Origin of the sequence: Herbaspirillum sp. C7C2, assembly GCF_022627865.1 — a bacterium.
Lineage (GTDB): Bacteria > Pseudomonadota > Gammaproteobacteria > Burkholderiales > Burkholderiaceae_D > Herbaspirillum > Herbaspirillum frisingense.
This window is the reverse complement of the sequence record NZ_JABXGI010000018.1, coordinates 84,130-108,691: the sequence shown is the minus strand read 5'-3', so window position 1 is coordinate 108,691 and position 24,562 is coordinate 84,130. Positions and strand designations below refer to the sequence as shown.

General features: G+C 60.5%; 18 protein-coding genes. 8 read left to right on the top strand and 10 right to left on the bottom strand.

The genetic code is table 11. From position 1 onward, the window contains the following. Positions 1 to 177 precede the first annotated feature (177 nt). From HWE04_RS19330 to HWE04_RS19295, 8 genes are all read right to left on the bottom strand, one after another. Positions 178 to 939 carry a sulfite exporter TauE/SafE family protein gene (locus tag HWE04_RS19330; protein WP_241813419.1) on the bottom strand — a complete coding sequence of 254 codons (762 nt, stop codon included), beginning with the start codon at positions 937 to 939 and terminating at the stop codon, positions 178 to 180. A 388-nt stretch (positions 940 to 1,327) separates the two neighbouring features. Further along, positions 1,328 to 2,308, bottom strand: coding sequence for a branched-chain amino acid ABC transporter permease (locus tag HWE04_RS19325; protein ID WP_039875323.1), 981 nt, complete (start codon positions 2,306 to 2,308; stop codon positions 1,328 to 1,330). A 12-nt stretch (positions 2,309 to 2,320) separates the two neighbouring features. Beyond that, complete coding sequence (locus HWE04_RS19320) at positions 2,321 to 3,205, bottom strand: branched-chain amino acid ABC transporter permease (RefSeq protein ID WP_077238596.1); 885 nt, start codon at positions 3,203 to 3,205, stop codon at positions 2,321 to 2,323. Positions 3,206 to 3,354: 149 nt separating this feature from the next. Then, positions 3,355 to 4,563 carry an ABC transporter substrate-binding protein gene (locus HWE04_RS19315; protein ID WP_180671094.1) on the bottom strand — a complete coding sequence of 403 codons (1,209 nt, stop codon included), beginning with the start codon at positions 4,561 to 4,563 and terminating at the stop codon, positions 3,355 to 3,357. Between the two features lie 189 nt (positions 4,564 to 4,752). After that, entirely contained in the window at positions 4,753 to 5,508 is a 756-nt protein-coding gene (locus HWE04_RS19310) for an ABC transporter ATP-binding protein (RefSeq protein WP_077235304.1), read from the bottom strand. After that, positions 5,508 to 6,278 carry an ABC transporter ATP-binding protein gene (locus HWE04_RS19305; protein WP_241813418.1) on the bottom strand — a complete coding sequence of 257 codons (771 nt, stop codon included), beginning with the start codon at positions 6,276 to 6,278 and terminating at the stop codon, positions 5,508 to 5,510. Before HWE04_RS19305 ends, HWE04_RS19310 begins: the two co-directional genes overlap by 1 nt. Before the next feature lie 213 nt (positions 6,279 to 6,491). Continuing rightward, positions 6,492 to 8,111 (bottom strand): GMC family oxidoreductase, encoded by a 1,620-nt coding sequence (locus HWE04_RS19300; RefSeq protein ID WP_077236720.1) that lies wholly within the window; start codon positions 8,109 to 8,111, stop codon positions 6,492 to 6,494. Between the two features lie 156 nt (positions 8,112 to 8,267). Then, positions 8,268 to 9,779, bottom strand: a complete 1,512-nt coding sequence (locus tag HWE04_RS19295) for a CoA-acylating methylmalonate-semialdehyde dehydrogenase (protein WP_241813417.1) — start codon at positions 9,777 to 9,779, stop codon at positions 8,268 to 8,270. A 283-nt stretch (positions 9,780 to 10,062) separates the two neighbouring features. On the opposite strand from HWE04_RS19295, the gene HWE04_RS19290 reads away from it, so the two are divergent. After that, complete coding sequence (locus HWE04_RS19290) at positions 10,063 to 10,947, top strand: LysR family transcriptional regulator (protein ID WP_241813416.1); 885 nt, start codon at positions 10,063 to 10,065, stop codon at positions 10,945 to 10,947. Positions 10,948 to 11,413: 466 nt separating this feature from the next. Beyond that, positions 11,414 to 11,719 (top strand): 2Fe-2S iron-sulfur cluster-binding protein, encoded by a 306-nt coding sequence (locus HWE04_RS19285; protein WP_006463441.1) that lies wholly within the window; start codon positions 11,414 to 11,416, stop codon positions 11,717 to 11,719. Between the two features lie 778 nt (positions 11,720 to 12,497). Here the strand turns inward: HWE04_RS19285 and HWE04_RS19280 are convergent. Next, positions 12,498 to 14,546: an AsmA family protein gene (locus HWE04_RS19280; protein ID WP_241813415.1), complete on the bottom strand. Its 2,049-nt coding sequence runs from the start codon at positions 14,544 to 14,546 to the stop codon at positions 12,498 to 12,500. Positions 14,547 to 14,677: 131 nt separating this feature from the next. Beyond that, complete coding sequence (locus tag HWE04_RS19275; RefSeq protein ID WP_006463443.1) at positions 14,678 to 15,637, bottom strand: LysR family transcriptional regulator; 960 nt, start codon at positions 15,635 to 15,637, stop codon at positions 14,678 to 14,680. A 177-nt stretch (positions 15,638 to 15,814) separates the two neighbouring features. Between HWE04_RS19275 and HWE04_RS19270 the strand changes: the two genes are divergently transcribed. The 6 genes from HWE04_RS19270 (at position 15,815) to gyrB (ending at position 24,082) form a co-directional block, all read left to right on the top strand. Then, a complete protein-coding gene (locus HWE04_RS19270) occupies positions 15,815 to 16,048 on the top strand; it encodes a hypothetical protein (protein ID WP_006463444.1) in 234 nt (77 codons plus the stop codon). Between the two features lie 590 nt (positions 16,049 to 16,638). Then, positions 16,639 to 16,956, top strand: coding sequence for a hypothetical protein (locus HWE04_RS19265; RefSeq protein ID WP_006463445.1), 318 nt, complete (start codon positions 16,639 to 16,641; stop codon positions 16,954 to 16,956). Positions 16,957 to 17,171: 215 nt separating this feature from the next. Then, positions 17,172 to 17,939 carry a class II glutamine amidotransferase gene (locus tag HWE04_RS19260; RefSeq protein WP_241813414.1) on the top strand — a complete coding sequence of 256 codons (768 nt, stop codon included), beginning with the start codon at positions 17,172 to 17,174 and terminating at the stop codon, positions 17,937 to 17,939. Between the two features lie 362 nt (positions 17,940 to 18,301). Continuing rightward, positions 18,302 to 19,702 (top strand): chromosomal replication initiator protein DnaA, encoded by a 1,401-nt coding sequence (gene dnaA, locus HWE04_RS19255; RefSeq protein ID WP_006463447.1) that lies wholly within the window; start codon positions 18,302 to 18,304, stop codon positions 19,700 to 19,702. 639 nt (positions 19,703 to 20,341) lie between these two features. After that, positions 20,342 to 21,448: a DNA polymerase III subunit beta gene (gene dnaN / locus HWE04_RS19250; RefSeq protein ID WP_077236725.1), complete on the top strand. Its 1,107-nt coding sequence runs from the start codon at positions 20,342 to 20,344 to the stop codon at positions 21,446 to 21,448. Positions 21,449 to 21,583: 135 nt separating this feature from the next. Beyond that, the gene (gene gyrB / locus HWE04_RS19245; protein ID WP_241813413.1) at positions 21,584 to 24,082 is read left to right on the top strand and encodes a DNA topoisomerase (ATP-hydrolyzing) subunit B; all 2,499 of its coding nucleotides are present in this window, start codon (positions 21,584 to 21,586) and stop codon (positions 24,080 to 24,082) included. Positions 24,083 to 24,562: the final 480 nt, after the last annotated feature.

The window sequence follows — 24,562 nt, the reverse complement described above, 5'->3', positions numbered from 1 at the left end:
GCCCTAAAGGGCCTACTCAGTCCGAACGGTTTCAGATGGCTTGAAGAGAACCAAGCAAAATCGCCGCGCCAAAGTCATCTGGCGCGGCGATTTTTTCTTAACTGAACGGCATTAGAGACATCGGCTCCGTCTTCAACTTCATTCACGCTGTTTCACGTGAAACATCAAACATGCTTTCTAGCGAAGAAACGCGTCGTACCCGGACTTCAGGATCAACGCTCCGACCACAATCAGGAACAACTTGCGCACAAAGACGCTGCCATGCTTCATCGCCAGTCGAGTGCCGACCAGCGAGCCACCGACATTGAATATTGCCATCAGCAGACCCAATTGCCAGATCACATGGCCGCTATACCCGAACCAGCACAAGGCTGCGAGATTGGTCGCGATGTTGACGAACTTGGAGACCGCCGAGGCCGACAGGAAGTCATAGCTGAACACTCGTACGAACAGGAAGACCAGGAAGCTCCCCGTACCCGGGCCGAACACACCATCGTAGAAACCGACCGCACCACCGATCAGGGCGGCGTAGATCATTTCCCTGCTCCCGCTCAGCGTGGGCGCATGGGTCGTACCGAAATCCTTCTTCTTCAGCGTGTACAGCGCCACCGCGATCAATACAAAGGGCAAGGCCTTGCGGATCAGATCGGTCGGGATATGCGTCACCACATACGCACCGAAGAAGGAAAAGGCAAACGCTGCCATGGCTGCCGGTGTCACGGTGCTCCAACGTACTGCCACCTTGCGCGCAAAATTGATGGCGGCAGCACTGGTACCCATGACGCCGGCCACCTTGTTGGTACCCAGCAGCGTGGCCGGTGCGGTGTTGGGAAAGACCGAGAACAAGGTCGGTACCAGCACCAGCCCTCCCCCGCCTACCACCGCATCAATCAGACCGGCAACGAACGCAGCGCCGCACAGGATGACGTAATCAAGCATGCCTCACCTCCGTGACGAAACCGACCGGGCCGGCATGAGGTGATGTGGAAAAGAGAGACGATGGGGATGATGGCAGTGATGCAAGGCTGTGCATAAGATAAGGCGCGGATTGGTGATCTGGATAATCGGAGAACCGGGATGGCGGACCGGTGCCGTCAATAAGCACCCGCTTCGGCCGGCCCACATTCTACCGCCGCGCCACCAGCAGCATCAGCAACAGATTGGCCCTGCACATTCCTGTTCCGGAACATGAACGATCTGTTATGCCTGGCACAGGACAAAGAGAAGCCTGTGGACAAAAAATTACCGCCGGGAAATCACCTGATCGGTGACTTGCCGGCGGCAAGCGGATCACCCTGGTGGTGACTCGCGCTCTGTCGAAGACGGGCTAGTGCGAGCTCTTGGCCTGCCCTTTCCCGATCAGCGCCTGGATTTCCCCGACGATACCCTTGCGGAAGGCCAGCACGCAGACGATGAAGATGAAGCCGGTCACGATGGTCACCGAGTCACCCAGGGTGTTGAACCAGTCGATGCTGGTGGCATTGGCCAGCCAGCTGCCGATGTCACCAAGCTTGTTCTCCAGCATGATGATGATGACCGCGCCGACGATGGGACCAAGGATGGTGCCCAGGCCGCCCACGAGGGTCATCAGCACCACCAGGCCGGACATGCTCCAGTGCACGTCGGTCAGGGTCTCGAAGCCCAGCACCAGCGTCTTGGTGGCACCAGCCAGGCCCGCCAGACCGGCCGACAGCACGAAGGCCAGCAGCTTGTAGCGCGCCACGTCATAGCCCAGCGAGATGGCGCGGGGCTCGTTCTCCTTGATCGCCTTCAACACCTGGCCGAAGGGCGAATGGATGGTGCGCACGATCAGGGCAAAGCCCGCCACCGCGATGGCCAGCACCACGTAGTACAGGGTCATGTCGCTTTCCAGGCTCAGGAAGCCCAGCAGCTTGCCACGCGGCACGCCCTGCAAGCCATCCTCGCCGCCGGTGAACGGCATCTGCAAGGCCACGAAGAACAGCATCTGCGCCAGCGCCAGGGTGATCATGGTGAAGTAGATGCCTTGCCGGCGGATCGCCAGCAAACCCATCACCAGGCCGATCAGGGCGCCCACCAGGGTGCCGATGATCAAACCCAGCTCGGTTGGCAGTCCCCATACCTTCAGCGCCTGGCCGCACATGTAGCCGGCCCAGCCAAAGAAGGCGGCGTGACCGAAGGACAGCAGGCCGGTGTAGCCGATCAGCAGGTTGAAGGCGCAGGCGAAGAGCGCGAAGCACAGCATCTTCATCAGGAACACCGGGTAGATGCCAAACGGTGCAGCCAACAACAATATTAGTAAAACAGCAATTCCGATTTTCTTGTTCATGCCGGTCTCCGATTATTTCTCTTTGCCGAACAGGCCGGCCGGACGGACCATCAGGACGATGGCCATGATGATGAAGACCACGGTGGCCGACAACTCGGGGTAGAACACCCGGGTCAGGCCCTCGATCAGGCCGAGCATCAGCCCGGTCAGGATGGAGCCGAGGATGGAGCCCATGCCCCCGATGACCACCACCGCAAACACCGTGATGATGAGGTTGGAGCCCATCAGCGGCGAAACCTGGATCACCGGTGCGGCCAGCACGCCGGCGAAAGCCGCCAATGCCACGCCGAAGCCGTAGGTCAGGGTCACCATCAGCGGCACGTTGATGCCGAAGGCTTCCACCAGCTTGGGGTTCTCGGTACCGGCGCGCAGGTAGGCACCCAGGCGGGTCTTTTCGATCACGAACCAGGTCGCGAAACAGACGATCAGCGAAGCCACCACGACCCAGGCGCGGTAGTTCGGCAGCACCATGAAGCCGAGGTTGGTGGCGCCCTGCAGCAGGTCAGGCACCGAATACGGCTGGCCGGAGACGCCATAGATGGAGCGGAAGATGCCCTCGATCATCAGCGTGATACCGAAGGTCAGCAGCAGCCCGTAGAGGTGGTCCAGCTTGTAGAGCCAGCGCAGCATGGTCTTCTCGATGACGATGCCGAATGCGCCCACCAGAATCGGTGCCACGATGAGCATGACCCAGTAGTTCAGGCCGAGATAGGACAGGCCCATCCACGCCAGGAAAGCGCCCAGCATGTACAGGGTGCCGTGCGCGAAGTTGATCACGTTGAGCAAGCCGAAGATCACCGCCAGGCCCAGCGAGAGCATGGCGTAGAAGGAGCCGTTGACCAGTCCCAGCAGGAGCTGGCTCAACAGGGCTTGCAGGGGTATGCCGAATAGTTCCATAAAAACCCGTTCATCCAGATGGGTGAAAATCACCATCGCCCGGCGCTTTACAGCAAAAATCTGCCATCCCCGCGTGAACAGAAATGACAGATTTTGCTGGGCTGTGCGATGGCCTTACTGCTTGTTGCGCGCTGCTCGGTGCGTCCTGCTTACTTCCAGGCCGCGCACTTGGATTCAGCCTTGGTAGTCCAGGCCTGCTCGGCAGGAATGGTCTGCACCAGCTTGTAGTAGTCCCACGGATACTTCGATTCCGACTGGGCCTTGACCTGGTACAGGTACATGTCGTGCATCACGCGGCCGTCGGCGCGCAGGTAGCCGTTCTTCTGGTACATGTCGTTGAACTTGGCCTTGCGCAGGGCAGCCATGACCTTGTCCGAATCGTCGGTACCGATTTCCTTGACCACCTTCAGGTATTGCAGGGCGGCCGAGTAGTCGGCGGCTTGCAGGGACGACGGCATTTTCTTGCGCACGGCGAAGTAGCGCTTGGCAAAGGCACGGGTCTCTTCGTTGGCATCCCAGTACCAGCTATCGGTCAGGTACAGGCCTTCGGTGTTCTTCAGGGTCAGCGAGTGCACGTCGTTGATGAATACCAGCAGACCGGCCAGCTTGGCGGTCTTGGTGATGCCGAACTCGTTGGCAGCCTTCACCGAGTTGATGAAGTCGCCACCGGCGTTGGCCAGGCCGATGATCTGGGCCTTGGAGCTCTGCGCCTGCAGCAGGAAGGAGGAGAAGTCGGACGCGCCCAGCGGGTGCTTGACCGAACCCACCACGGTGCCGCCGGATGCCTTCACGACGTTGGCCGTGTCGGATTCCAGGGAGTGGCCGAAGGCGTAGTCAGCGGTCAGGAAGAACCAGCTCTTGCCGCCCTGCTTCACCACTGCCGAACCGGTACCCTTGGCCAGGGCCACGGTGTCGTAGGCGTAGTGCACGGTATAGGGCGAGCACTCTTCATTGGTCAGACGGGCCGAACCGGCGCCGATCTGCATGTAGACCTTCTTCTTCTCGGCCGCTACCTTGGCGCTGGCCAGGGCGGTACCGGAGTTGGTGCCACCGATGAGCATGTCCACGCCCTGCTGGTCGAACCATTCACGGGCCTTGCTGGCGGCCACGTCGGCCTTGTTCTGGTGGTCGGCCACCAGCAGTTCGATCTTCTTGCCGTTGATGGCGCCGCCCATGTCGGCGATCGCCATCTTGATGGCTTCTGCGCCACCCTGGCCGTCGATGTCCGAATACACGCCCGAAATATCGGTGATGAAACCGATCTTGATCACGTCGCCCGAAATCTGGGCCGAAGCCGATGCCGTCGCGAATGCTGCCGCTGCTGCGGTGATCGCCAGTGCCATTGCCTTAAGTTTCATATTCATCTCCTCTGTTATGAAGCCCGCGTGTAATAGTGAAGCGAGACAACTTGGTGGAACGGGGAAAGGATCGCTCACCCCGCTGACGTACTTGTTTGGCAGTACTTCTTGTTCTGGTGATGCAGGTGCTACGGAAAAATCAGGAAGGCGGCGCAGCCGTGGCGCCGCTCACGCGAGCGTGGATGGGGATCAGACGCCCAGCAGTTCGTTCAGGGTCTGCATCTTCGCTTCCAGCTGCGAAGACTCGAAGGACTCGACGATCTGGCCATGTTCCATGACATAGAAGCGATCGGCCAGGGGCGCGGCGAAGCGGAAGTTCTGCTCGACCATCACGATGGTATAGCCCTTGGCCTTCAGGGTCGTGATCATGCGCGCCAGTGCCTGCACGATGACCGGTGCCAGGCCTTCGGAAATCTCGTCGAGCAACAGCAGGCGGGCGCCGGTGCGCAGGATGCGGGCCACGGCCAGCATCTGCTGTTCGCCACCGGACAGACGTGTGCCCTGGCTGTTGCGACGCTCCTTCAGGTTGGGGAACATGTCGTAGATCTCTTCGATCGACATGCCCTTCTCGGTCTTGGAGACGAATGGCGGCAGCATCAGGTTTTCCTCGGCGGAGAGCGAGGAAAAGATGCCGCGTTCTTCCGGGCAGTAACCGACGCCGTGGTGGGCGATCTTGTGGGTGGCCAGGTTGATGGTTTCCTGGCCGTTGATCTTGATCGAACCCTTGCGGGTACCGACCAGGCCCATGATGGAACGCAGCGTGGTGGTACGGCCGGCGCCGTTGCGGCCCAGCAGCGTGACCACTTCACCCTGGTGCACGTTCAGGTCGACGTTGTGCAGGATGTGCGATTCGCCGTACCAGGATTGCAGGTCACTGATCTGCAGTACCAGCGGCGCGTTGGAAGACGAGGTGCTGGTGGTGACGTTCATGGTGGCGGTGCTCATCAGTGCGCTCCCTGCAGTTCGACCGAGGTGCTGCCCATGTAGGCTTCCATCACCTGCGGATTGCGCGAAACTTCTTCATAGCTGCCTTCGGCCAGCAGCGCGCCACGTTGCAGCACGCTGATGCGGTCGCAGATACCGGAGATCACGCTCATGTTGTGTTCCACCATGAGGATGGTGCGACCGGCCGAGACCTTCTTGATCAGCGCCGTGACGCGGTCCACGTCTTCGTGGCCCATGCCCTGGGTGGGCTCGTCCAGCAGCATCAGTTCCGGCTCCATGGCCAGGGTGGTGGCGATCTCCAGCGCGCGCTTGCGGCCGTAGGGCAGGTCCACCGTGGTGGTGTGGGCGAAACCGGTGAGGTCCACTTCTTCCAGCAGCTGCATGGCACGCTCGTCGAGCTGCTTCAGGCTCTCGCCGTTCTTCCAGAAATGGAAGGAGGTACCGAGCTTGCGCTGCAGGCCGATGCGCACGTTCTCCAGCACGCTCATGTGCGGGAAGACGGCCGAAATCTGGAAGGAACGGATGATGCCCTGGCGCGCGATCTGCGCCGGTGCATCCATGGTGATGTCACGACCGTTGAACAGGATCTGGCCCGAGGTCGGCACCAGGAACTTGGTCAGCAGGTTGAAACAGGTGGTCTTGCCGGCGCCATTGGGGCCGATCAATGCATGAATATGGCCGCGCTCAATTTGCAGGTTGACCGCGCTCACTGCCGTGAAACCCTTGAATTCCTTCGTCAGGTTTCGTGTCTCCAGAATGACGTCTGTCATGGTCTCTTCTTTCCCTTTGATGCCCGCGCCGGTTGATCCGGTCGTCAAGGCCTGCCTGCTGCGGTTGGCCGGCATCTTGTGGATGCAGGCGCCGCCGTTTTCTACCTGGCGAATCGAGAAGCTCGTTTTAATATTTGGCGCATAGTAGCCGGTTCGTACCATTCATACAATACGTATAAACACCGTATCCGCCAGCGGCTGAGAATACCCCGTTTACGCCCGGGAAAGCAGGCTGGAAGCGACTTTCTCGGCAATCATGACGGTCGGCGAATTGGTATTGCCGGAGGTGATGGACGGCATCACGGAGGCATCGGCCACGCTCAGTCCCGACACCCCGCGCACGCGGCAATGCGCGTCCACGACGGCGGCGGCATCGTCGCTGCGCCCCATGCGGCAGGTGCCGACCGGATGGAAGATGGTGGTGCCCACGTCACCGGCGGCGCGGCGCAGATCCTCTTCGCTCTGGTACTGCACGCCAGGCTTGTACTCCTCGGGCCGATAGCGTGCCAGGGCGGGAGAGGCGGCGATGCGCCGGGTCAGGCGCAGGGCGTCGGCGGCGACCTTCAGGTCTTCTTCGGTGGACAGATAGTTGGTGGTGATGCGCGGCGCCAGCGCGTGATCGGTGGAGGCCAGGCGCACGTGACCGCGCGAGGTCGGACGCAGGTTGCACACGCTGGCCGTGAAGGCCGGGAAGGCATGCAGCGGATCGCCGAATTTTTCCAGCGACAGCGGCTGCACGTGGTACTGCAGATTGGCGCTGGCCTGCTGCGCGTCGGACCGGGCAAAGGCGCCCAGCTGCGAAGGCGCCATCGACATCGGGCCACTTTGCATCAACAGGTATTCCAGTCCGATCTTCATCTTTCCGAAGAGGGTCGAGGCCATGGCATTGAGGGTCCTGGTGCCGTTGACCTTGAACACCATGCGCATCTGCAGGTGATCCTGCAAATTCTCGCCCACGCCGGCCAGGGCCTGGACTACCGGGATCTGATGCTGCTGCAACAGCGCAGGCGCACCGATGCCCGACATCTGCAGGATATGCGGCGAGCCGATGGCGCCGGCGCACAGGATGGTCTCCTTGGCCTCGGCCAGCCACTCGCTGCCACCACCGGTGAATTCGACGCCGGTGCAGACCGGTCCGTTGGCACCCTGCTCCATGCGCAGCTTCCTGACGTGCGAGCCGGTCATGATGGTCAGGCTGCCATCCTTCATGGCGGGCCGCAGGAAGGCCTTGGAAGCGTTCCAGCGCACGCCGCGCTTCTGGTTGACGTCGAAGTAGCCACAGCCCTCGTTGTCGCCCCGGTTGAAGTCATCAAGCTTGGGGATACCGTTCTCGGCGGCGGCGTCGCGGAAGGCGTCCAGGATGTCCCAGCGCAGGCGCTGCTTCTCCACCCGCCACTCGCCCCCGGCACCGTGGAATTCGCTCTCGCCCAGGTGGTAGTCCTCGCTCTTGCGGAACAAGGGCAGCACCTGGTTCCAGCGCCAGCTGTCGTCGCCGGTGACGTCCGCCCAGTGCTCGTAGTCACGCGCCTGACCGCGCATGTAGATCATGCCGTTGATGGAAGAACAGCCGCCCAGCACCTTGCCGCGCGGGTAGATCAGGCTGCGCCCGTTCAGGCCGGGATCGGCCTCGGTACGGAACATCCAGTCGGTGCGCGGATTGTTGATGCAGTAGAGATAGCCCACCGGAATATGGATCCAGATGTAATCGTCCTTGGCGCCCGCTTCGATCAGCAGCACCTTCTTGCCGGTCTTCCTGGACAGCCGGTTGGCCATGACACAGCCGGCCGTCCCGGCGCCGATGATGATGTAGTCGTATTGCCCTGCCGATTGCATGTTGTCTCCGCTATGTTCTTGTTCTTGCCGTTGAGTTGCTTCGGCCGTTCGGCCTGAGTAGTCGCGTAGCGACGTATCGAAGGTGCGTCTACGGTGAATCTTCGATACGCGCCTGCGGCGCTACTCAGTCCGAACGGCGGGTATTGTCTCGTCGGCTTACTTGGCCACCGGCATGGTGAACTCCGCCCCCTTGCCGATCGTCGCCGACCAGCGCTGCATGATGGACTTGTAGCGCGTATAGAAGCGGATGCCCTCCTCGCCATAGGCATGGGTATCGCCAAAGAGCGACCGCTTCCAGCCGCCGAAGGAATGCCAGGCCATCGGCACCGGGATGGGCACGTTGATGCCCACCATGCCGACCTGGATGCGGCGCGAGAACTCGTGCGCCGTATTGCCATCGGCGGTGAACAGCGACACACCGTTGCCATATTCGTGGGCGTTGATCAGCTGCACGGCCGAGGCGAAGTCCGGCACCCGCACCACGCACAGCACGGGGCCGAAGATTTCTTCCTGGTAGATCTTCATGTCGGTGCCGACGTTGTCGAAGAGCGTACCGCCGATGAAGAAACCTTCTTCATGGCCCGGCACCTTCAGGCCGCGGCCATCGACCAGCAGCTTGGCGCCGGCATCCACACCGCTCTGGATATAGCCTTCTACCTTGGCCTTGTGGGCCGCGGTCACCAGCGGGCCCATCTCGGCATCGTCTTCCATGCCGTTCTTGACCTTCAAGGCCTTCACGCGCGGGATCAGGGCGTCCACCAGCTTGTCGGCCACGCTGCCCACGGCCACCGCCACCGAGATCGCCATGCAGCGCTCGCCAGCCGAGCCATAGGCCGCGCCGATGAGCGCATCCACAGCCTGCTCCAGGTTGGCGTCAGGCATGACCACCAGGTGGTTCTTGGCGCCGCCCAGGGCCTGCGCGCGCAGCGGGAAGGTGCCGGCGCGTTCGGTGGCCTTGCGATAGATGTATTCGGCAATCGGGGTGGAACCGACGAAGGAGACCGCCTGCACCTCAGGATGCTCCAGCAGCGCATCCACCGCCACCTTGTCACCCTGCACCACGTTGAAGACGCCATCGGGCAGGCCGGCGCGCTTGAACAGTTCGGCCAGCATCAGCGAAGGTGAAGGATCACGCTCGGAGGGCTTGAGCACGAAGCTGTTGCCGGTGGCGATCGCAATCGGCGCCATCCACAGCGGCACCATCACCGGGAAGTTGAATGGCGTGATGCCGGCCGTCACGCCCAGCGGCTGGCGCAGGTTCCAGTTGTCGATACCGCCGCCGATGTTGTCGGTGAACTGGGTCTTGAGCAATTGCGGGATGCCGGTGGCGAATTCGACGATTTCCAGGCCACGCGTCACCTCCCCTTTCGCATCCGAGAACACCTTGCCATGTTCCAGCGTGATGGCGCGGGCCAGGGCATCGTGGTTCTGCTCGATCAACTCCTTGAACTTGAACAGCACACGGGCGCGCTTCAGGGGCGCGGTCTCGGCCCAGGCCGGTGCGGCGGCACTGGCAGCGGCCACTGCAGCGTTGACTTCGGCCACCGATGCCAGCGACACCTTGGCTGCGGCCGCCCCGGTAGCCGGATTGAAGACATCCTGGCTGCCGCCGCTTTCCGATCGCGAAAGCTGGCCATTGATGAAGTGGTCGATGTGCGGGAGGCTCATAAGTTTTCCTTTGGTGTTGTCGATGTCGGGTGAAGGTGCCGTCTCCTGCGCCTTCCTGCGATGCGTCGACCAGGTCGGGGTCGGCATGGAACCGCAAGAATAGTCCTCGCCCGAGCCCGCATCCAATGAGGAATTATCAAGAGCAATATAAAGGATGCTTATAATCCGTCTTTATTGTTCACATACTACCCACACGATTCCCACAAGCTATTCACCAGGATATCCACGGCCTTATCCACAAGTGTAGCAAGCCAGGATAGACCTCTGATCGCTGGAGATGATGATGGATTTGACGCAATTACGCGCATTTATCTCGGTTGCCCATGAAGGTAACCTGACCCGGGCCGCTGAAAAGCTGCATCTGACCCAACCTGCAGTCAGTCTGCAGATCAAGGGGCTGCAGGAAAGTCTGGGCCTGCAATTGTTCAATCGCAGTGCATCCGGCATGGTCTTGACGGTGGAAGGCAATACCTTGCTGCCGCTGGCCGAGCGCATCCTGGCAGATGTCCAGGAATTGCGTCGGCACGTAAGCGGGCTACGCTCCAGTGACGATGTCCTGACCGGAACACTGGCCATTGGCACCATCCTCGATCCGGAATTCATCCGGCTCGGGGCATTCCTGAAGTTGCTGGTCGAACATCATCCGCGTCTGTCGACCCAGCTATCGCATCACATGTCGGGATCGGTCCTCAACGAAGTGCGGGCCGGCCATCTGGACGTCGGTTATTTCCTGGGCGATCCCGGCAAGGGCTTCCACGCCATGACGCTGACCTCCTTCACCTACAACGTCATCGCCCCGGCGGGATGGAAGAACCGGGTCTCGGGCAAAAGCTGGAAGGAACTGGCACGCCTGCCCTGGATCTGGACCCCGGCAGAATCAGCACATCATCGCCTATTAAGCCGTATCTTCGCGCAACATCAATCAAAACCGCACACGGTTGCACTGGTGGACCAGGAGTCATCGATGCTGGACCTGGTCAAGTCCGGTGTCGGACTGTCCCTGGCGCGCGAGTCGATTGCCTTGAACCAGGCACAGGCGCATGGTCTGGTCATCGCGGATGCGGTCGAGTTGTCCACTGAGTTGAGTTTTATTTCATTAGAAAAAAGACAACACGAAGATGCCATCAAGGCAGTGTTTCAACTATTACAAGAAGTTTGGCAAGCCTGATGAATTGAAATATCGACCAGAAAGCGGCGTTGCCGATACTAATGATGTATCTGCATGGCAACAAACTGTTTGATCTCACCGTTTTCCTGCCGAACCCAAAGGGCTGTCGTGCCGCTATATGCCTTTGCCAAGGGCTTTTTGCCTGGTTTGGGTGTTTGAAAGCCAAGTTTTTGGAAAGATGTCCACCGCGTGCGCTCTTCTGCTCTTTTAATTTAGATGTGGATATATATAAGTAGTAGTAGTAGTTAACGTCGCAAAAAACTGTGGATAACTCGGTTTACACGAAAAAAATCAAGCATTTAGCTTTCTGATAAACGCTTGGTAAGCTTATGCACATCAAAGGCACAGATTCTGGACAAAAAATCGGAGGTGGATAAATTATCCAGATATACCCAAAGCGCCCAGCAGATATGCAAAGACTTATCCACAGACGCCTTCAAACCCTGGCCAAACCGACAAGACCGATATGACAGAAGCCAAACGCTACCGGGTTGTCCTGCAGCCCTCGGGTTTGCAATTTGAACAAGTACCGCATCTTTCGTTGTTGCAATCGGGACTTGCCGCCGGCATCCGCATGCCCAACTCCTGCCGCAATGGCAGCTGCCGGACCTGTATGTGCAAACTGTCCACAGGCGAAATTGCCTATCAGATCGAATGGCCCGGGCTGACCCGGGAGGAAAAGGACGAGGGCTGGCTGCTTCCCTGTGTCGCCGAGGCCCGCAGTGACCTGGTGTTGCATGTGCCGGATGCGGTCTCGCTGCGCGGCGACTGATTTATCCACCGCCGATTTCTGCGAACGGCGGCAATTGGCTTTTTTCACCCTGGCTTGTGGAAAAAAAAAGCTTCCCAGGCATCCCATTTGCCCACAGGCGGCGCGATCTGCCTGCGGTGACCTGCCCCCTGCATTGAATTTGGACGCTGTCCGTGGCGCGGCTCTGACGGCCCGTGCCTGGCAGAGAGCGATATCACCGCCTTTTTCAGCCGTGTGTGATTCCCCTATCTGGTAAACCGAAGTGAGTGGGTCCTGTCCTGCTGGCAGACGGGTGTGCGCTGCGAAAGCTCGCGCACTTAGGCTTTATATCTAAGCTGTTTATAAGATTAGTAGTGATGGTTAACGTCAGCGGTTTACTGTGGATAACTTGGTTTACTGGCGGAAAATCAATCGATTGCGCGCGGGATAAACACAAGGGCAAACTCTGTATGAGCCGATTACCAATCTTGGATAAAAATTCAGCTTTGGATAACTTTTCGAGTTTTCCCCAATCGATGAAAAAGTTATTCAGAACTTTATCCACAGGCGAATCGAATTTAGGGGAATGACGGGCTTGGAAACGGCAAAAGTGACGAAGTGGGTGAAATCAGTCATTTGGTCACCGATTTCGGTCTTTGACGGGGTAGTGACAGGGGTAAAGCGGGGGAATTTGTCTTGTAATGGCAACGACCCCCGAGGCGGTCAATTCCACTGTTGCGAAAAACGTGGCTAAAACGAGGCGGGGACAGGAAAGTTATCCCCTGCCCCCGCCGATAAAACAACAGTATTTTCGTGCTGCCTATTTTTTAGGCGCCACCTTGCCGGAGGCACTCTTGCCTGGTGGCGGCGCCTGCGGCGCCTTCTTCACTTCTTCGAGCAGGTGATCGCAGTCGGCCTTCTGGTCGCCGTCCACATTGATCAGGGGCAGGATGGCCGTCACCGGTGCCAGCAGGCCCAGCGCTACCGCGCCACCCGCCCGCAAGGCCAGCACCCCTTTGTTCACGCCTACGTCCGGATCCTTGAAACTGCCCTTCACGTACAACGGCGAACGCAGCGAGATGATGCGCAGGCCCTTGCTGCGTGGATGCACGTTCAGGTCCAGCAATTCGCGCTTCATGTCGATGTCGCCGTCCACCACGATCAGGGCGTCTTCGGTGTCCAGCAACAAGGTCTTCACCTGCATCACGCCGTCCTGCACCGGCAGGTCGCCGGCCAGGCAGTTCAGCTTCACCTCCTTGTCCCCGAACAGCTTGCTGATGACCACGTTGCCCACATTGAGCCCGGCGGCCTCCAGCAGGAACTTGCTGATCGCACCCTTGTTGACCAAGGTCTTCACCTCGCCGTTGGCCGAGCCCAGCATGGCTGCGACCGAATTGCCGGTGGCCGACAGCCGGGCGTCGCCGTTGATCTCGCCAAAGCTGGTGCGCGAGGCATCGAGCTGGGGATACAGCTTCTGGATCTTCAGGTTGCGGGCGGCCAGCTTCAGCTCCGATTTCATCTGCGCCGCCTGGCCGTCAAGCCGGATGGTGGAGCGCAGATTGCCGCCGGCCATGCCGAAGTTGAGCGGGTCCAGGCTCAAGACCTTGTCCTTCAGGATGAGGTGGGCCTGCAGGTCGGTGATCGGCAAGTCCTTCTGCCGGATGATGCGCTTGCCGGTGAAACGCACATCGGCATCCAGCGCACCCCAGGCCTCGGTGCTGAACGTCTTCACCGGCAGCACCTTGTTGCCAGGCTGGCGTTCCTCTGCGCCACGCTGCGCCTTCTCGGCATTGGAGTCGGCGCCGATCAGCGGTGCCAGGTCATCGAAGCGCAGCACATTGGAGGTCAGCGCCCCCGTCAGTTGCGGACGCGCGCCGCCGGTGACGTAATCCAGGCTGCCGTTGAGATCGCTGTCCCCCACCTTGCCGCTGAAGTCCTGGTAATGCCACTGACTGCCGCTTTCGCCGATCTTGCCCAGCAGATGACCTTCGGTGGCGAAGGGCGGCGTTTCCGGCAACAGGATGCCGGTCAGCGGATACAGGTTGCCCATGCTGGCCCCGGCCACCGACAGCCGCAGGTCCAGCGCAGCCAGTTCGGCCGGTTTGGTGAGCGTACCCTGGATACCGATGCTGGTCTTGCCCACCTTGACCTGGGCCTGCAGCGGATACGGCTGCTGCTGGTCTTGCAGCGAGAGCACCCCGCCGGCCTTGCCCTGCCCGCTCACCGGGGCGCCGTTGAAGGTGCCGCCGAGCTTCCAGCCCAGTCCGTAGAGCTTCTCCTTGTCCGGATCCAGGGTGTCGATATCGGCCTTGATATTGATCTTTTGCACAGCATCGTCCAGCGCCAGCTTGCCCTGGCTGAGACTGATGCGGCCCAGGCTGAGCTGCCAGGCCGAGGGAGTGCTGTTGTTGCTGGTGAACGTCCAGTTGTTCACAGCCTGACGGTTGCGCAGCAAGGAAACCGAGGGCGCCTGTACCTCCAGCGAAGGCAGGGAAATCCTATGCACAAGCAGCGGCAGCGGATTGAGGGTGAAGCTGACCAGGCGCACCGTGGCCATCTGGCCAGCGCTGCTGAAGGTGGGGGGATTGCCGACCCGGATATCCTCCGCCTGCAGCCGGGGCCACGGTACCCAGCGCGCCCAGAAGCCCGGTGGCGCCGCACCTGGGGTGGCGTCCGTGCCGGCGCGCTGCCAGTGCAGGGAGAGATTGCCGTCGATGGCGAACTCGCGCCCGATCGCGGTCGAGACGCGTTCGTTGATCCAGGGTTTGGCCCGGTTCCAGTCGAAGGTGAGGATGAAAATGACCGCGGCGGCGATCAGGATGAGCAGACTGGCAAGCAGCCAGAGCAGGATTTTGGTCAGGCGCGACATCGCTTCGGCGTCCCCTATGGAGGGTTATCAACATGCGCCAACGCCCGCCGACAGCGGCTTTCCCGCGCGCCAGTCTCCATGGCGCCTGTGGATAGATCAGACCGGGAAAGCCGTTTGCTGCCAGCGCCGCATCAGCGCTTCATGTTGATACGACCGAATTCGTCATGTGTTGTTGCAGACAAGTGAGCTCGCAGCCACTTATGGGCCGGATTACGGGCGTCGCGTTCATGCCACAACATATCCACATGCTCTTCCGGCGTCTGGAAGGGCAGCTCCTTCACCACCAGCACCTCGGCCATGCCGGTGGCGGCCACCAGGTGGCGCGGCAGCACGGTGATGAGCTCCGAACTGGCCACGATGCGACCGGCCGTGAAGAACTGGTTCACCGTCAGCAGGATCTTGCGCTCCCGGTTCATGCCGGCCAGCACGTCGTCGATCACCGCGTGCGGCTTGCCCGACAGGCTCACCAGCAGGTGATCGGCGCTGCAATAGCTGTCCAGCGTCAGCGGTTGGCCGGCCAGCGGGTGGTTCTTGTGCATGACGCAGACATATTGACCGGTGTAGAGCCGGGCATGGCTGATCTGGCTCTTGGCCATGCCCTGGCCATCGGCCAGCTGCGCGGTCACGCCGGGGAAGAAGCCCACGGCCAGGTCGATGTCGCCGCGCAACAGCATGGCGCGGGGGTCACGCGTGGTCAGCGGCATCATCCGGATCTTGATGCGGGGGGCGTCGCGCATGATGGTGCGCACCAGCGAGGGCAGCCACAGCGCGGCCGTGGCATCCACCATGGCCATGCGGAAGGTGTTCTGGGCGCGCGAGATATCGAAGCTTTCCGGCGCGATCACCGCTTCCAGCTCCGACAGCGCCCGGCGCACGGTGGGCCACAGTTCCTCGGCGCGGGGCGTGGGCTTGACGCCATGGGCGGTGCGGATCACCAGATCGTCATTGAGCGTGTCGCGCAGCCGGCGTAGCGCATTGGATACAGCCGGCTGGGTCATGGCCAGCAAGTTGGCCGCACGCGTCAGATTCTGCTCGGTCATGACGGCGTCGAATACGCGCAACAGGTTCAGGTCCAGGGTGAGAAAGCTCATGGGGCGGGCCTTTGCGGCAGGAAGGAAGTCGTGGGGGCGGCAGATGAGCGCGGGTGATCGCCGGCCAAAATATTATTCACAGATTATATAACTGATATCCGAAACGGAAAGTGGTCAAACAAATGTGAGTTCTCTACACTGCAATGCAACATAACACACAACGTCAAGGATCGAATCATGGCAACCATCGCACAAAGCACCAACAGCACCTTCAAGAGCAAGTTCGCCGCCGTCATGCGCAACATCTTCATCCACTTCGTCAAGGCCCACGAGCTGCAAGCCGTTGCTCTGGTCGCCGCCGAACAGGATCGCGCATCGGGCACCCGCCAGCTGAACCGCATGGCCGACAAGTTCGAAGCCACCCAGCCGAACCTGGCTGCTGAACTGCGCTTCATCGCTTCGCGCGGTTAATCGAAGGTTTCTGCTTCACCAGATTCAGGTTTTACCCGTCGCGCATGACACTTGCGTGACGATGGCACCAGGTCCTGGAGACCGGTGCCGGTATCAAGGATTTCGGTAGTTCCGGCGCGTACGGCGCTTATGTTGACGCTGATTCGATCAACGCGTCAGGACACCGATCCGTTGTCTCCTCCTCCCTCTTTAGGAAGGATTAACCCCGTAGGCCATGCCTGCGGGGTTTTTTTTCGTGCATTGCGAACAGGTTGTTCACCATCGGCGACGACTTCCGTTCGTGATATTCACAGGCCCTTCGCGCTCAGTCAAACGGCGTTGCAAATTTGCCGCAATGCGCTCAGCCAAGCTATCGCCATCTTGCCAGCCGGCCAGTGTAGAAAATGCAATGAAGGCCAGCCATCAAGGGTTTGCGGGAGATTGTTTGCTCCTGGCAGGTCGCTGCAGAGCTATATTCACAAACCCTATATCTGATATGAGAACTCTAAAGTAGTCATACAGGAGGCCAAACTGCATACTGCGACGCAACAACAGTGAACTTGAACGCCGCGCAGTCGTGTCGCGGCCTGATTATCAGAGGTAGAAATATCATGTCCTTCCTGAACCTGGCCTTTCCTGCAGAAGCAGCCCTGCCCTTCGCGCAATCCCTGATGGGCATGCTGGTGGCGTATATCCGCCCGGCACTGGGTCTGGGTGCACTGGTCACGCTGGTCATGGTGTTCAAGCCGCTGATCCTGGGTCTGGCGCAAGCCGCCGTCCTGCTGGTCAAGCCCCGCAAGTCGCTGGAGCAACGCATCCTGGCGCACAAGTTCAGCGGCAAGCGCATGCTCAACCGCATGGCCAACGAATACAGCATGACCCAACCGAATTTTGCAGCCGAGCTGCGCAACATGGCCGCGCGCGACTGAAGTCCGGTCCCGGCATGTGGTGCGACCTCTGATCCGTCTTCTGGTCGTTTTGTAGTTTTGTAGTACGTACTGTGTCTCCTCCTCCCTCTTTAGGAAGGATTAGCCCCGCCAGCGCAAGCTCGCGGGGCTTTTTTTATCCACAGCCCGGACCCGGGCCGCCGGCAACGTGATAACTTGTTCACCCGCCAACCTTCACAGCATTTCCGCAACACATCATGTGCCAGCTCCTCGGGATGAACTGCAATACCCCCACCGACATCGTCTTCAGCTTCACCGGCTTTGCCACCCGGGGCGGCCTGACCGACCACCACCGCGATGGCTGGGGCATTGCCTTCTTCGAGGGCTCGGGCGTGCGCACCTTCGTCGATCATCAGGCGGCCGTCGATTCCCCCGTGGCCGAACTGATCAAGCGCTACCCGATCAAGTCGCAGCACGTGATTGCCCACATCCGCAAGGCCACCCAGGGCCGCGTGACGCTGGCCAACTGCCACCCCTTCGTGCGCGAACTGTGGGGGCGCTACTGGGTATTTGCCCACAACGGTGACCTGAAGAACTTCACGCCCGAGCTCGATGGCCCCTACCGCCCGGTCGGCACCACCGACAGCGAACTGGCTTTCTGCTACATCCTGCAGGAAATGCGCAAGCGCTTCGGCGATACCCTGCCGCTGCTGGCCGACCTGCGCGCGGCCCTGCGCGAGATCGTCGACGGCATTGCCAGCCATGGCACCTTCAACATGCTGCTCTCGGACGGCTCGGCACTGTATACCCGCTGCTCCACGCATCTCTATTACATCGTCCGCCAGCACCCCTTCACCACCGCCAAGCTGTCTGACGACGACCTCTCGGTCGACTTTGCCCAGGTCACCACCACCAATGACCGGGTTGCCGTGATCGTGACCCAGCCCCTGACCGACAATGAAGTCTGGACCGCTTTCCAGGCCGGTGAAATGAAGGTCTTTGTCGACGGCAACGTGGTCGACTGAGCAAGCCGACGGCCCACCACAGTCACCTGTCCACAGCCAAATCCCCCGCAAAAATCCACTTTTGCACAGGCTGTTACAAAAAAGGCGGGCGGATTGCCCGCCTCGTCTTATCCACAGCAGATGACTCTGTCCCCCTAACACCGCCCGCTCACGGGCTTTCCGGTGTCAGGGTGACGATGCATTGCTGCGCAGCCTGTGGATAGTTCAGATTTTTCAGGGATTTTTGCCGGTCGACCTGTGGATAACTTGGGTTTACCGGAGTAAAATGCGTCCCTCGTTTCGCGCCCGGACGACTTCGTCCATCCAGGCCCGTCCTCCGGACGCGGCAGGCGGGCGCCGCACTTATCCGATAAGAAAGCTTCATGGAAAACTTCTGGCAGGCTTGCTCCCATAAACTCGAGCAGGAGCTGACCCCTCAGCAATACAGCGCCTGGATCAAGCCGCTGGTGCCGCTCGACTTCGAGGATGGGCTCTTGCGCATCGCCGCGCCCAATCGCTTCAAGCTGGACTGGGTCAAGACCCAGTTCGCCAACCGCATCACCGCACTGGCCTGCGAATACTGGGACGCACCGACCGAAGTCCAGTTCGTGCTGGACCCGCGCGGCAACCAGGGCCGGCGCCCGGCCGCCAGCCCGCAAGCGGCCGGCGGCGGTGCCAACGGCCTGGGTTTGCCCAACCACGAACAGTTGCACCTGGACCCCGAACCGGCCCAGCCAGTGCGGGCCGTCGCACCGCGTCAGGAGCAGTCGCGCATCAACCCGGTCCTGACCTTCGACAACCTGGTTACCGGTAAGGCCAACCAGCTGGCCCGCGCGGCCGCCACCCAGGTCGCCAACAACCCCGGTACCTCGTACAACCCGCTGTTCCTGTATGGCGGCGTGGGCCTGGGTAAGACCCACATCATCCACGCCATCGGCAACCAAGTGCTTGTGGATAACCCGGGCGCCAAGATCCGCTACATCCACGCCGAACAGTACGTGCGCGATGTGGTCACGGCCTACCAGCGCAAGGGTTTCGACGACTTCAAGCGCTATTACCACTCGCTGGACCTGCTGCTGATCGACGATATCCAGTTCTTCGGTGGCAAGAGCCGCACCCAGGAAGAATTCTTCTACGCCTTCGAAGCCCTGATCGCGGCCAAGAAACAGATCATCATCACCAGTGATACCTATCCCAAGGAAATCAGCGGCATGGATGACCGCCTGATCTCCCGCTTCGACTCCGGCCTGACCGTGGCCATCGAGCCGCCCGAGCTGGAGATGCGCGTGGCCATCCTGATGAAGAAGGCCGCCGCCGAGGACGTGGTGCTGTCCGATGACGTCGCCTTCTTCGTCGCCAAGCACTTGCGCTCCAACGTGCGCGAGCTGGAAGGCGCGTTGCGCAAGATCCTGGCCTACTCGCGCTTCCACGGCAAGGACATCACCATCGATGTCGTCAAGGAAGCCCTTAAGGACCTGCTGTCGGTGCAGAACCGCCAGATCTCGGTGGAAAACATCCAGAAGACGGTGGCCGATTTCTTCAACATCAAGGTCGCCGACATGTATTCCAAGAAGCGTCCGGCCAACATCGCCCGCCCGCGCCAGATCGCCATGTACCTGGCCAAGGAGCTGACCCAGAAGAGCCTGCCGGAAATCGGTGACCTCTTCGGCGGCCGCGACCACACCACGGTGTTGCACGCGGTCCGCAAGATCGCCGCCGACCGCGCCAAGAGCCCGGAATGCAACCACGAGCTGCACGTGCTGGAGCAAACCCTCAAGGGTTGATCCTGGCTGCCACCGGCAGCGCCTGTGGATAAGATGACCATGCCGCCCGCGTCCGCGCCGGCGGCATTTTCTTTTCCACAACGAAACTTCCAGGCGCCACCGGCGTGCAAGCCTGTGGATAAAATAACCGGTCCGCCTGCGGCGCTTCCTCTGCCCGGGGAGCGGGAATCTCCCCTCCCCCAACCACCGGATTTTTGATGCCCAGGCGCCCACCCTCCCCCCTGGCGGACTACTCCGAAGAGGGGATGATTGGTACAATGGAAGGCGTTATTTCGCAGGCGGACGCAAGGGCCGGCCACGGAGCAGGAAATCCGCGGGATAGCACGGAAACTTCGAATAAATACCCGGAAACACCCGGCAAAAGTATTCAATGTTCCAAACGTATAGCCAAGTGTTTCTGGCTGCTCGCCATTGTCTTACCTACCTGGACAATCGCGGGTCGCTGTATCACCAGCTTTGCGGGAACGGATTCCGGACCGGTCGCTTACCGGTCATGCCACATGCAGGAGCGTTGCATATTCAGGCGGGTTGCAGTGCAGACAGCGTTTTTCACCAGAGGAGGAACACGCGCAAGATGGGCATGACGCAAAGCCGGCCGACGGCATCCTTTAAACCATTACTAGCAAGGACAAACTGACTATGCAATTGGTTAAAACCCAACGAGACACGCTCCTGCGTCCTCTGCAGATCGTGAGTGGTATTGTCGAGCGTCGGCACACATTGCCGATTCTGGCCAATATCCTCATCCGCAAGGACGGCGAGAAGGTCTCTTTCCTGTCCACCGACATCGAAGTGCAGATCACCACGCACGCCGACGTCGGCTCCGGCAATGAGACGACCGCCACCACCGTGGCCGCTCGCAAGCTGCTCGACATCCTGCGCGCCCTGCCCGACTCCGGCGAAGTCGCCATTTCCCTCTCCAACAAGCGCCTGACCGTGCAATCGGGCAAGTCCCGCTTCGCTCTGCAGACGCTGGCGGCCGAGGAATTCCCGACGGTCGCCCAGGCCGAGCACTACAACGCCCAGGTGAACCTGCCGCAGAAGACCCTGAAGCACCTGTTCAACATGGTCCACTTCGCCATGGCCCAGCAGGATATCCGTTACTACCTCAACGGCCTGCTGCTGGTGGTCGAAGGCAAGAACGTGATCGCGGTCGCCACCGACGGCCACCGCCTGGCCTTCTGCCAGGTCGAGACCGAACAAGACTTCCCGCGCCAGGAAGTGATCATCCCGCGCAAGACCATCATCGAACTGCAGCGTCTGCTCGACGACAGCGACGATGAAGTCCAGCTGCAGATCGCCAACAACCAGGTCAAGCTGACCTTCGCTGACATCGAACTTATCTCCAAGCTGGTCGAAGGCAAGTTCCCCGACTACACCCGCGTGGTGCCCAAGGGCTACAAGAACAGCTTCACCATCAGCCGCGACCAGCTGCTGCGCTCGCTGCAACGCGCCGCCATCATGACCAGCGACAAGTTCAAGGGCGTGCGCTGGGTGATCGCCCCCGGCAGCCTGAAGATCAGCTCCACCAACGCCGACCAGGAAGAAGCGGTCGAAGAACTGGAAATCGACTACGGCGGCGACACCGTCGACATCGGTTTCAACGTCAGCTACCTGCTCGACGTGCTCAACAACCTGAAGAACGACTACGTCAACATCGCCCTGGGCGATGCCAATTCCTCGGCCCTGATCACCATCCCCGAGAACGCCGACTTCAAGTACGTCGTCATGCCGATGCGGATCTGAGCAACACCGCTCCACGCGCCCGAGGGGCCGTCCCAGACGGCCCCTCGGTTGCTTTTAAGAATTCCAAGAATCCTCCGACGAATTCCGTTTTTTGCAGTCCCCTAGTCGTTTGGCTAGCAATTTCAGAAGGTAACCATGTCCTCCAGCCCCGCAGACAACACCAATTCCGCGCAACAAAGCTATGGCGCTTCTTCCATCCAGATCCTGGAAGGCCTGGAGGCGGTGCGCAAGCGTCCCGGCATGTACATTGGCGACACCTCTGACGGCACCGGCCTGCACCACCTGGTGTTCGAAGTGCTGGACAACTCCATCGACGAAGCCCTGGCAGGCTACTGCAGCGAGATCCACGTCACCATCCACGCCGACAACTCTATCTCCATCACCGACAACGGCCGCGGCATTCCCACCGGCCTGAAGATGGATGACAAGCACGAACCCAAGCGCTCCGCCGCCGAAATCGTGATGACCGAGCTGCACGCCGGCGGCAAGTTCGACCAGAACTCCTACAAGGTCTCCGGCGGCCTGCACGGCGTGGGTGTGTCCTGCGTGAACGCACTGTCGAAGAAACTGAAGCTGACCATCCGCCGCGACGGCAAGCACTACGCCATGGAATTCGCCAAGGGCATCGTCCAGAACCGCGAACTGGAAATGATCGATGGCGTGCAGGTCTCGCCCATCAAGGTCGTGGGCGAATCCGACAAGCGCGGCACCGAAGTCCACTTCTGGGCCGATGAAGAAATCTTCACCCACGTCGAATTCCACTACGAGATCCTGGCCAAGCGCATCCGCGAACTGTCCTTCCTCAACAACGGCGTGCACATCAAGCTGACCGACCAGCGCACCGGCAAGGAAGAAGACTTCGCCTTCGAAGGCGGCACCCGCGGCTTCGTCGAATACATCAACAAGAACAAGAGCATCCTCAACCCGACCATCTTCCAGGCCACCGGCGAGAAGCAATCCGACCAGGGCACGCTGGTCTCGGTGGACGTCTCCATGCAATGGAACGACGCCTTCAACGAACAGGTGCTCTGCTTCACCAACAACATCCCCCAGCGTGACGGCGGCACCCACCTGACCGGCCTGCGCGCCGCCATGACCCGCGTCATCAACAAGTACATCGAAGAAAACGATCTCGCCAAGAAGGCCAAGGTCGAAATCTCCGGCGACGACATGCGCGAAGGCCTGACCTGCGTGCTCTCGGTGAAGGTACCCGAACCCAAGTTCAGCTCCCAGACCAAGGACAAGCTGGTCTCCAGCGAAGTGCGCGGCCCCGTGGAAGAAATCGTCGCCAAGACCCTGACCGACTTCCTCGCCGAGAAGCCCAACGACGCCAAGATCATCTGCGGCAAGATCGTCGAAGCCGCCCGCGCCCGTGAAGCCGCCCGCAAGGCCCGCGAACTGACCCGCCGCAAGGGCGTCATGGACGGCCTGGGTTTGTCGTCCAAGCTGGCCGACTGCCAGGAACGCGACCCGGCCCTGTGCGAGCTCTACATCGTCGAGGGTGACTCCGCAGGCGGCTCCGCCAAACAAGGCCGCGACCGCAAGTTCCAGGCCATCCTGCCGCTGCGCGGCAAGGTGCTGAACGTGGAGAAGGCACGCTTCGAGAAGATGCTCTCCTCCGAGCAGATCACCACCCTCATCGCCACCCTGGGCACCAGCATCGGCGCTGACGAATTCAACCCGGACAAGCTGCGCTACCACCGCATCATCATCATGACCGATGCCGACGTCGACGGCGCCCACATCCGCACCCTGCTGCTGACCCTGTTCTATCGCCAGATGCCGGCCCTGGTCGAACGCGGCCACATCTACATCGCCCAGCCGCCGCTGTACAAGGTCAAGGCCGGCAAGGACGAGCGCTACCTCAAGGACGATGTCGAGGAAGCGCAATACATGATGCAGATTGCTCTGAACGACGCCGAGATCAAGCCCGCCGAAGACGCCCCCGCCATCAGCGGCGATGCCCTGATCGAACTGGCCCGCCAGTACAACACCGCCAATGCCATCATCATGCGCCTGTCGCGCGCCATCGATGACGCCGCCTTGAGCGCCATCATGACCGGCGGCGTGGTACTGAAGATGGAGAACATCGAACAGGCCACCGCCACCGCGGCCGAACTGAAGAAGGCCATCAACGACATCAACATCGACGTGCAAGCCCGCGTGGACGAGCTCAGCGAAAAGGTCGCCCTGCACATCCACCGTCGCCAGCACGGCAACATCAAGGCCACCGTGATCGACGCCGACTTCGTCAGCGGCCCCGACTACCAGGTGCTCTCCACTGCCGCCGAGACCTTCAAGGGCCTCATCCGCAAGGGCGCCACGGTGGCCCGTGGCCAGGGCGAAAAGCGCAAGGAATCCGCCATCACCGACTTCCGCCAGGCCATGGGCTGGCTGCGCGACGAAGCCGAGCGCGGCGTCAACAAGCAGCGCTACAAAGGCCTGGGCGAGATGAACCCCGAGCAGCTGTGGGAAACCACCATGGACCCGACCGTGCGCCGTTTGTTGAAGGTGCAGATCGAGGATGCCATTGCGGCTGACCAGATCTTCATGACGCTCATGGGCGATGATGTGGAGCCGCGTCGGGCGTTTATTGAATCCAATGCGTTGCAGGCGGGGAATATTGATGTTTGATCTTGCTTGCTTGATGGGCGCAGAGATTCATTGCACGTGAATTTTGTCGCTCGCGGCAAGAATGAATAGTCGTCGCAAAAAAAAAAAAGAGAGCCCATTTGGCTCTAATGCCGTTCAGTTAAGAAAAAATCGCCGCGCCAGATGACTTTGGCGCGGCGATTTTGCTTGGTCTCTTCAAACCATTTGAAACCGTTCGGACTGAGTAGGCCCTTTAGGGCCGTATCGAAGGCGCTGCTCAGCTTGTGGCGCGCCTTCGATACGCGGCTACGCCGCTACTCAGGACGAACGGTCAGCGGTGGCGCAAGCAAAGTCTGAGCAGATTTTCGGGCTGGTAACAAGCTTAACTGAACGGCATTACCCATCTGGCTCTCTTTTTTCATTCAAGCTCATGCCCTCGGTCCGGGTCTCTGCGAGGAACGCTATCGACGTTGTGGTCGTGGCGACCAACCCTCAAATGAGGGTCTTCCCGAGCGCAATGAA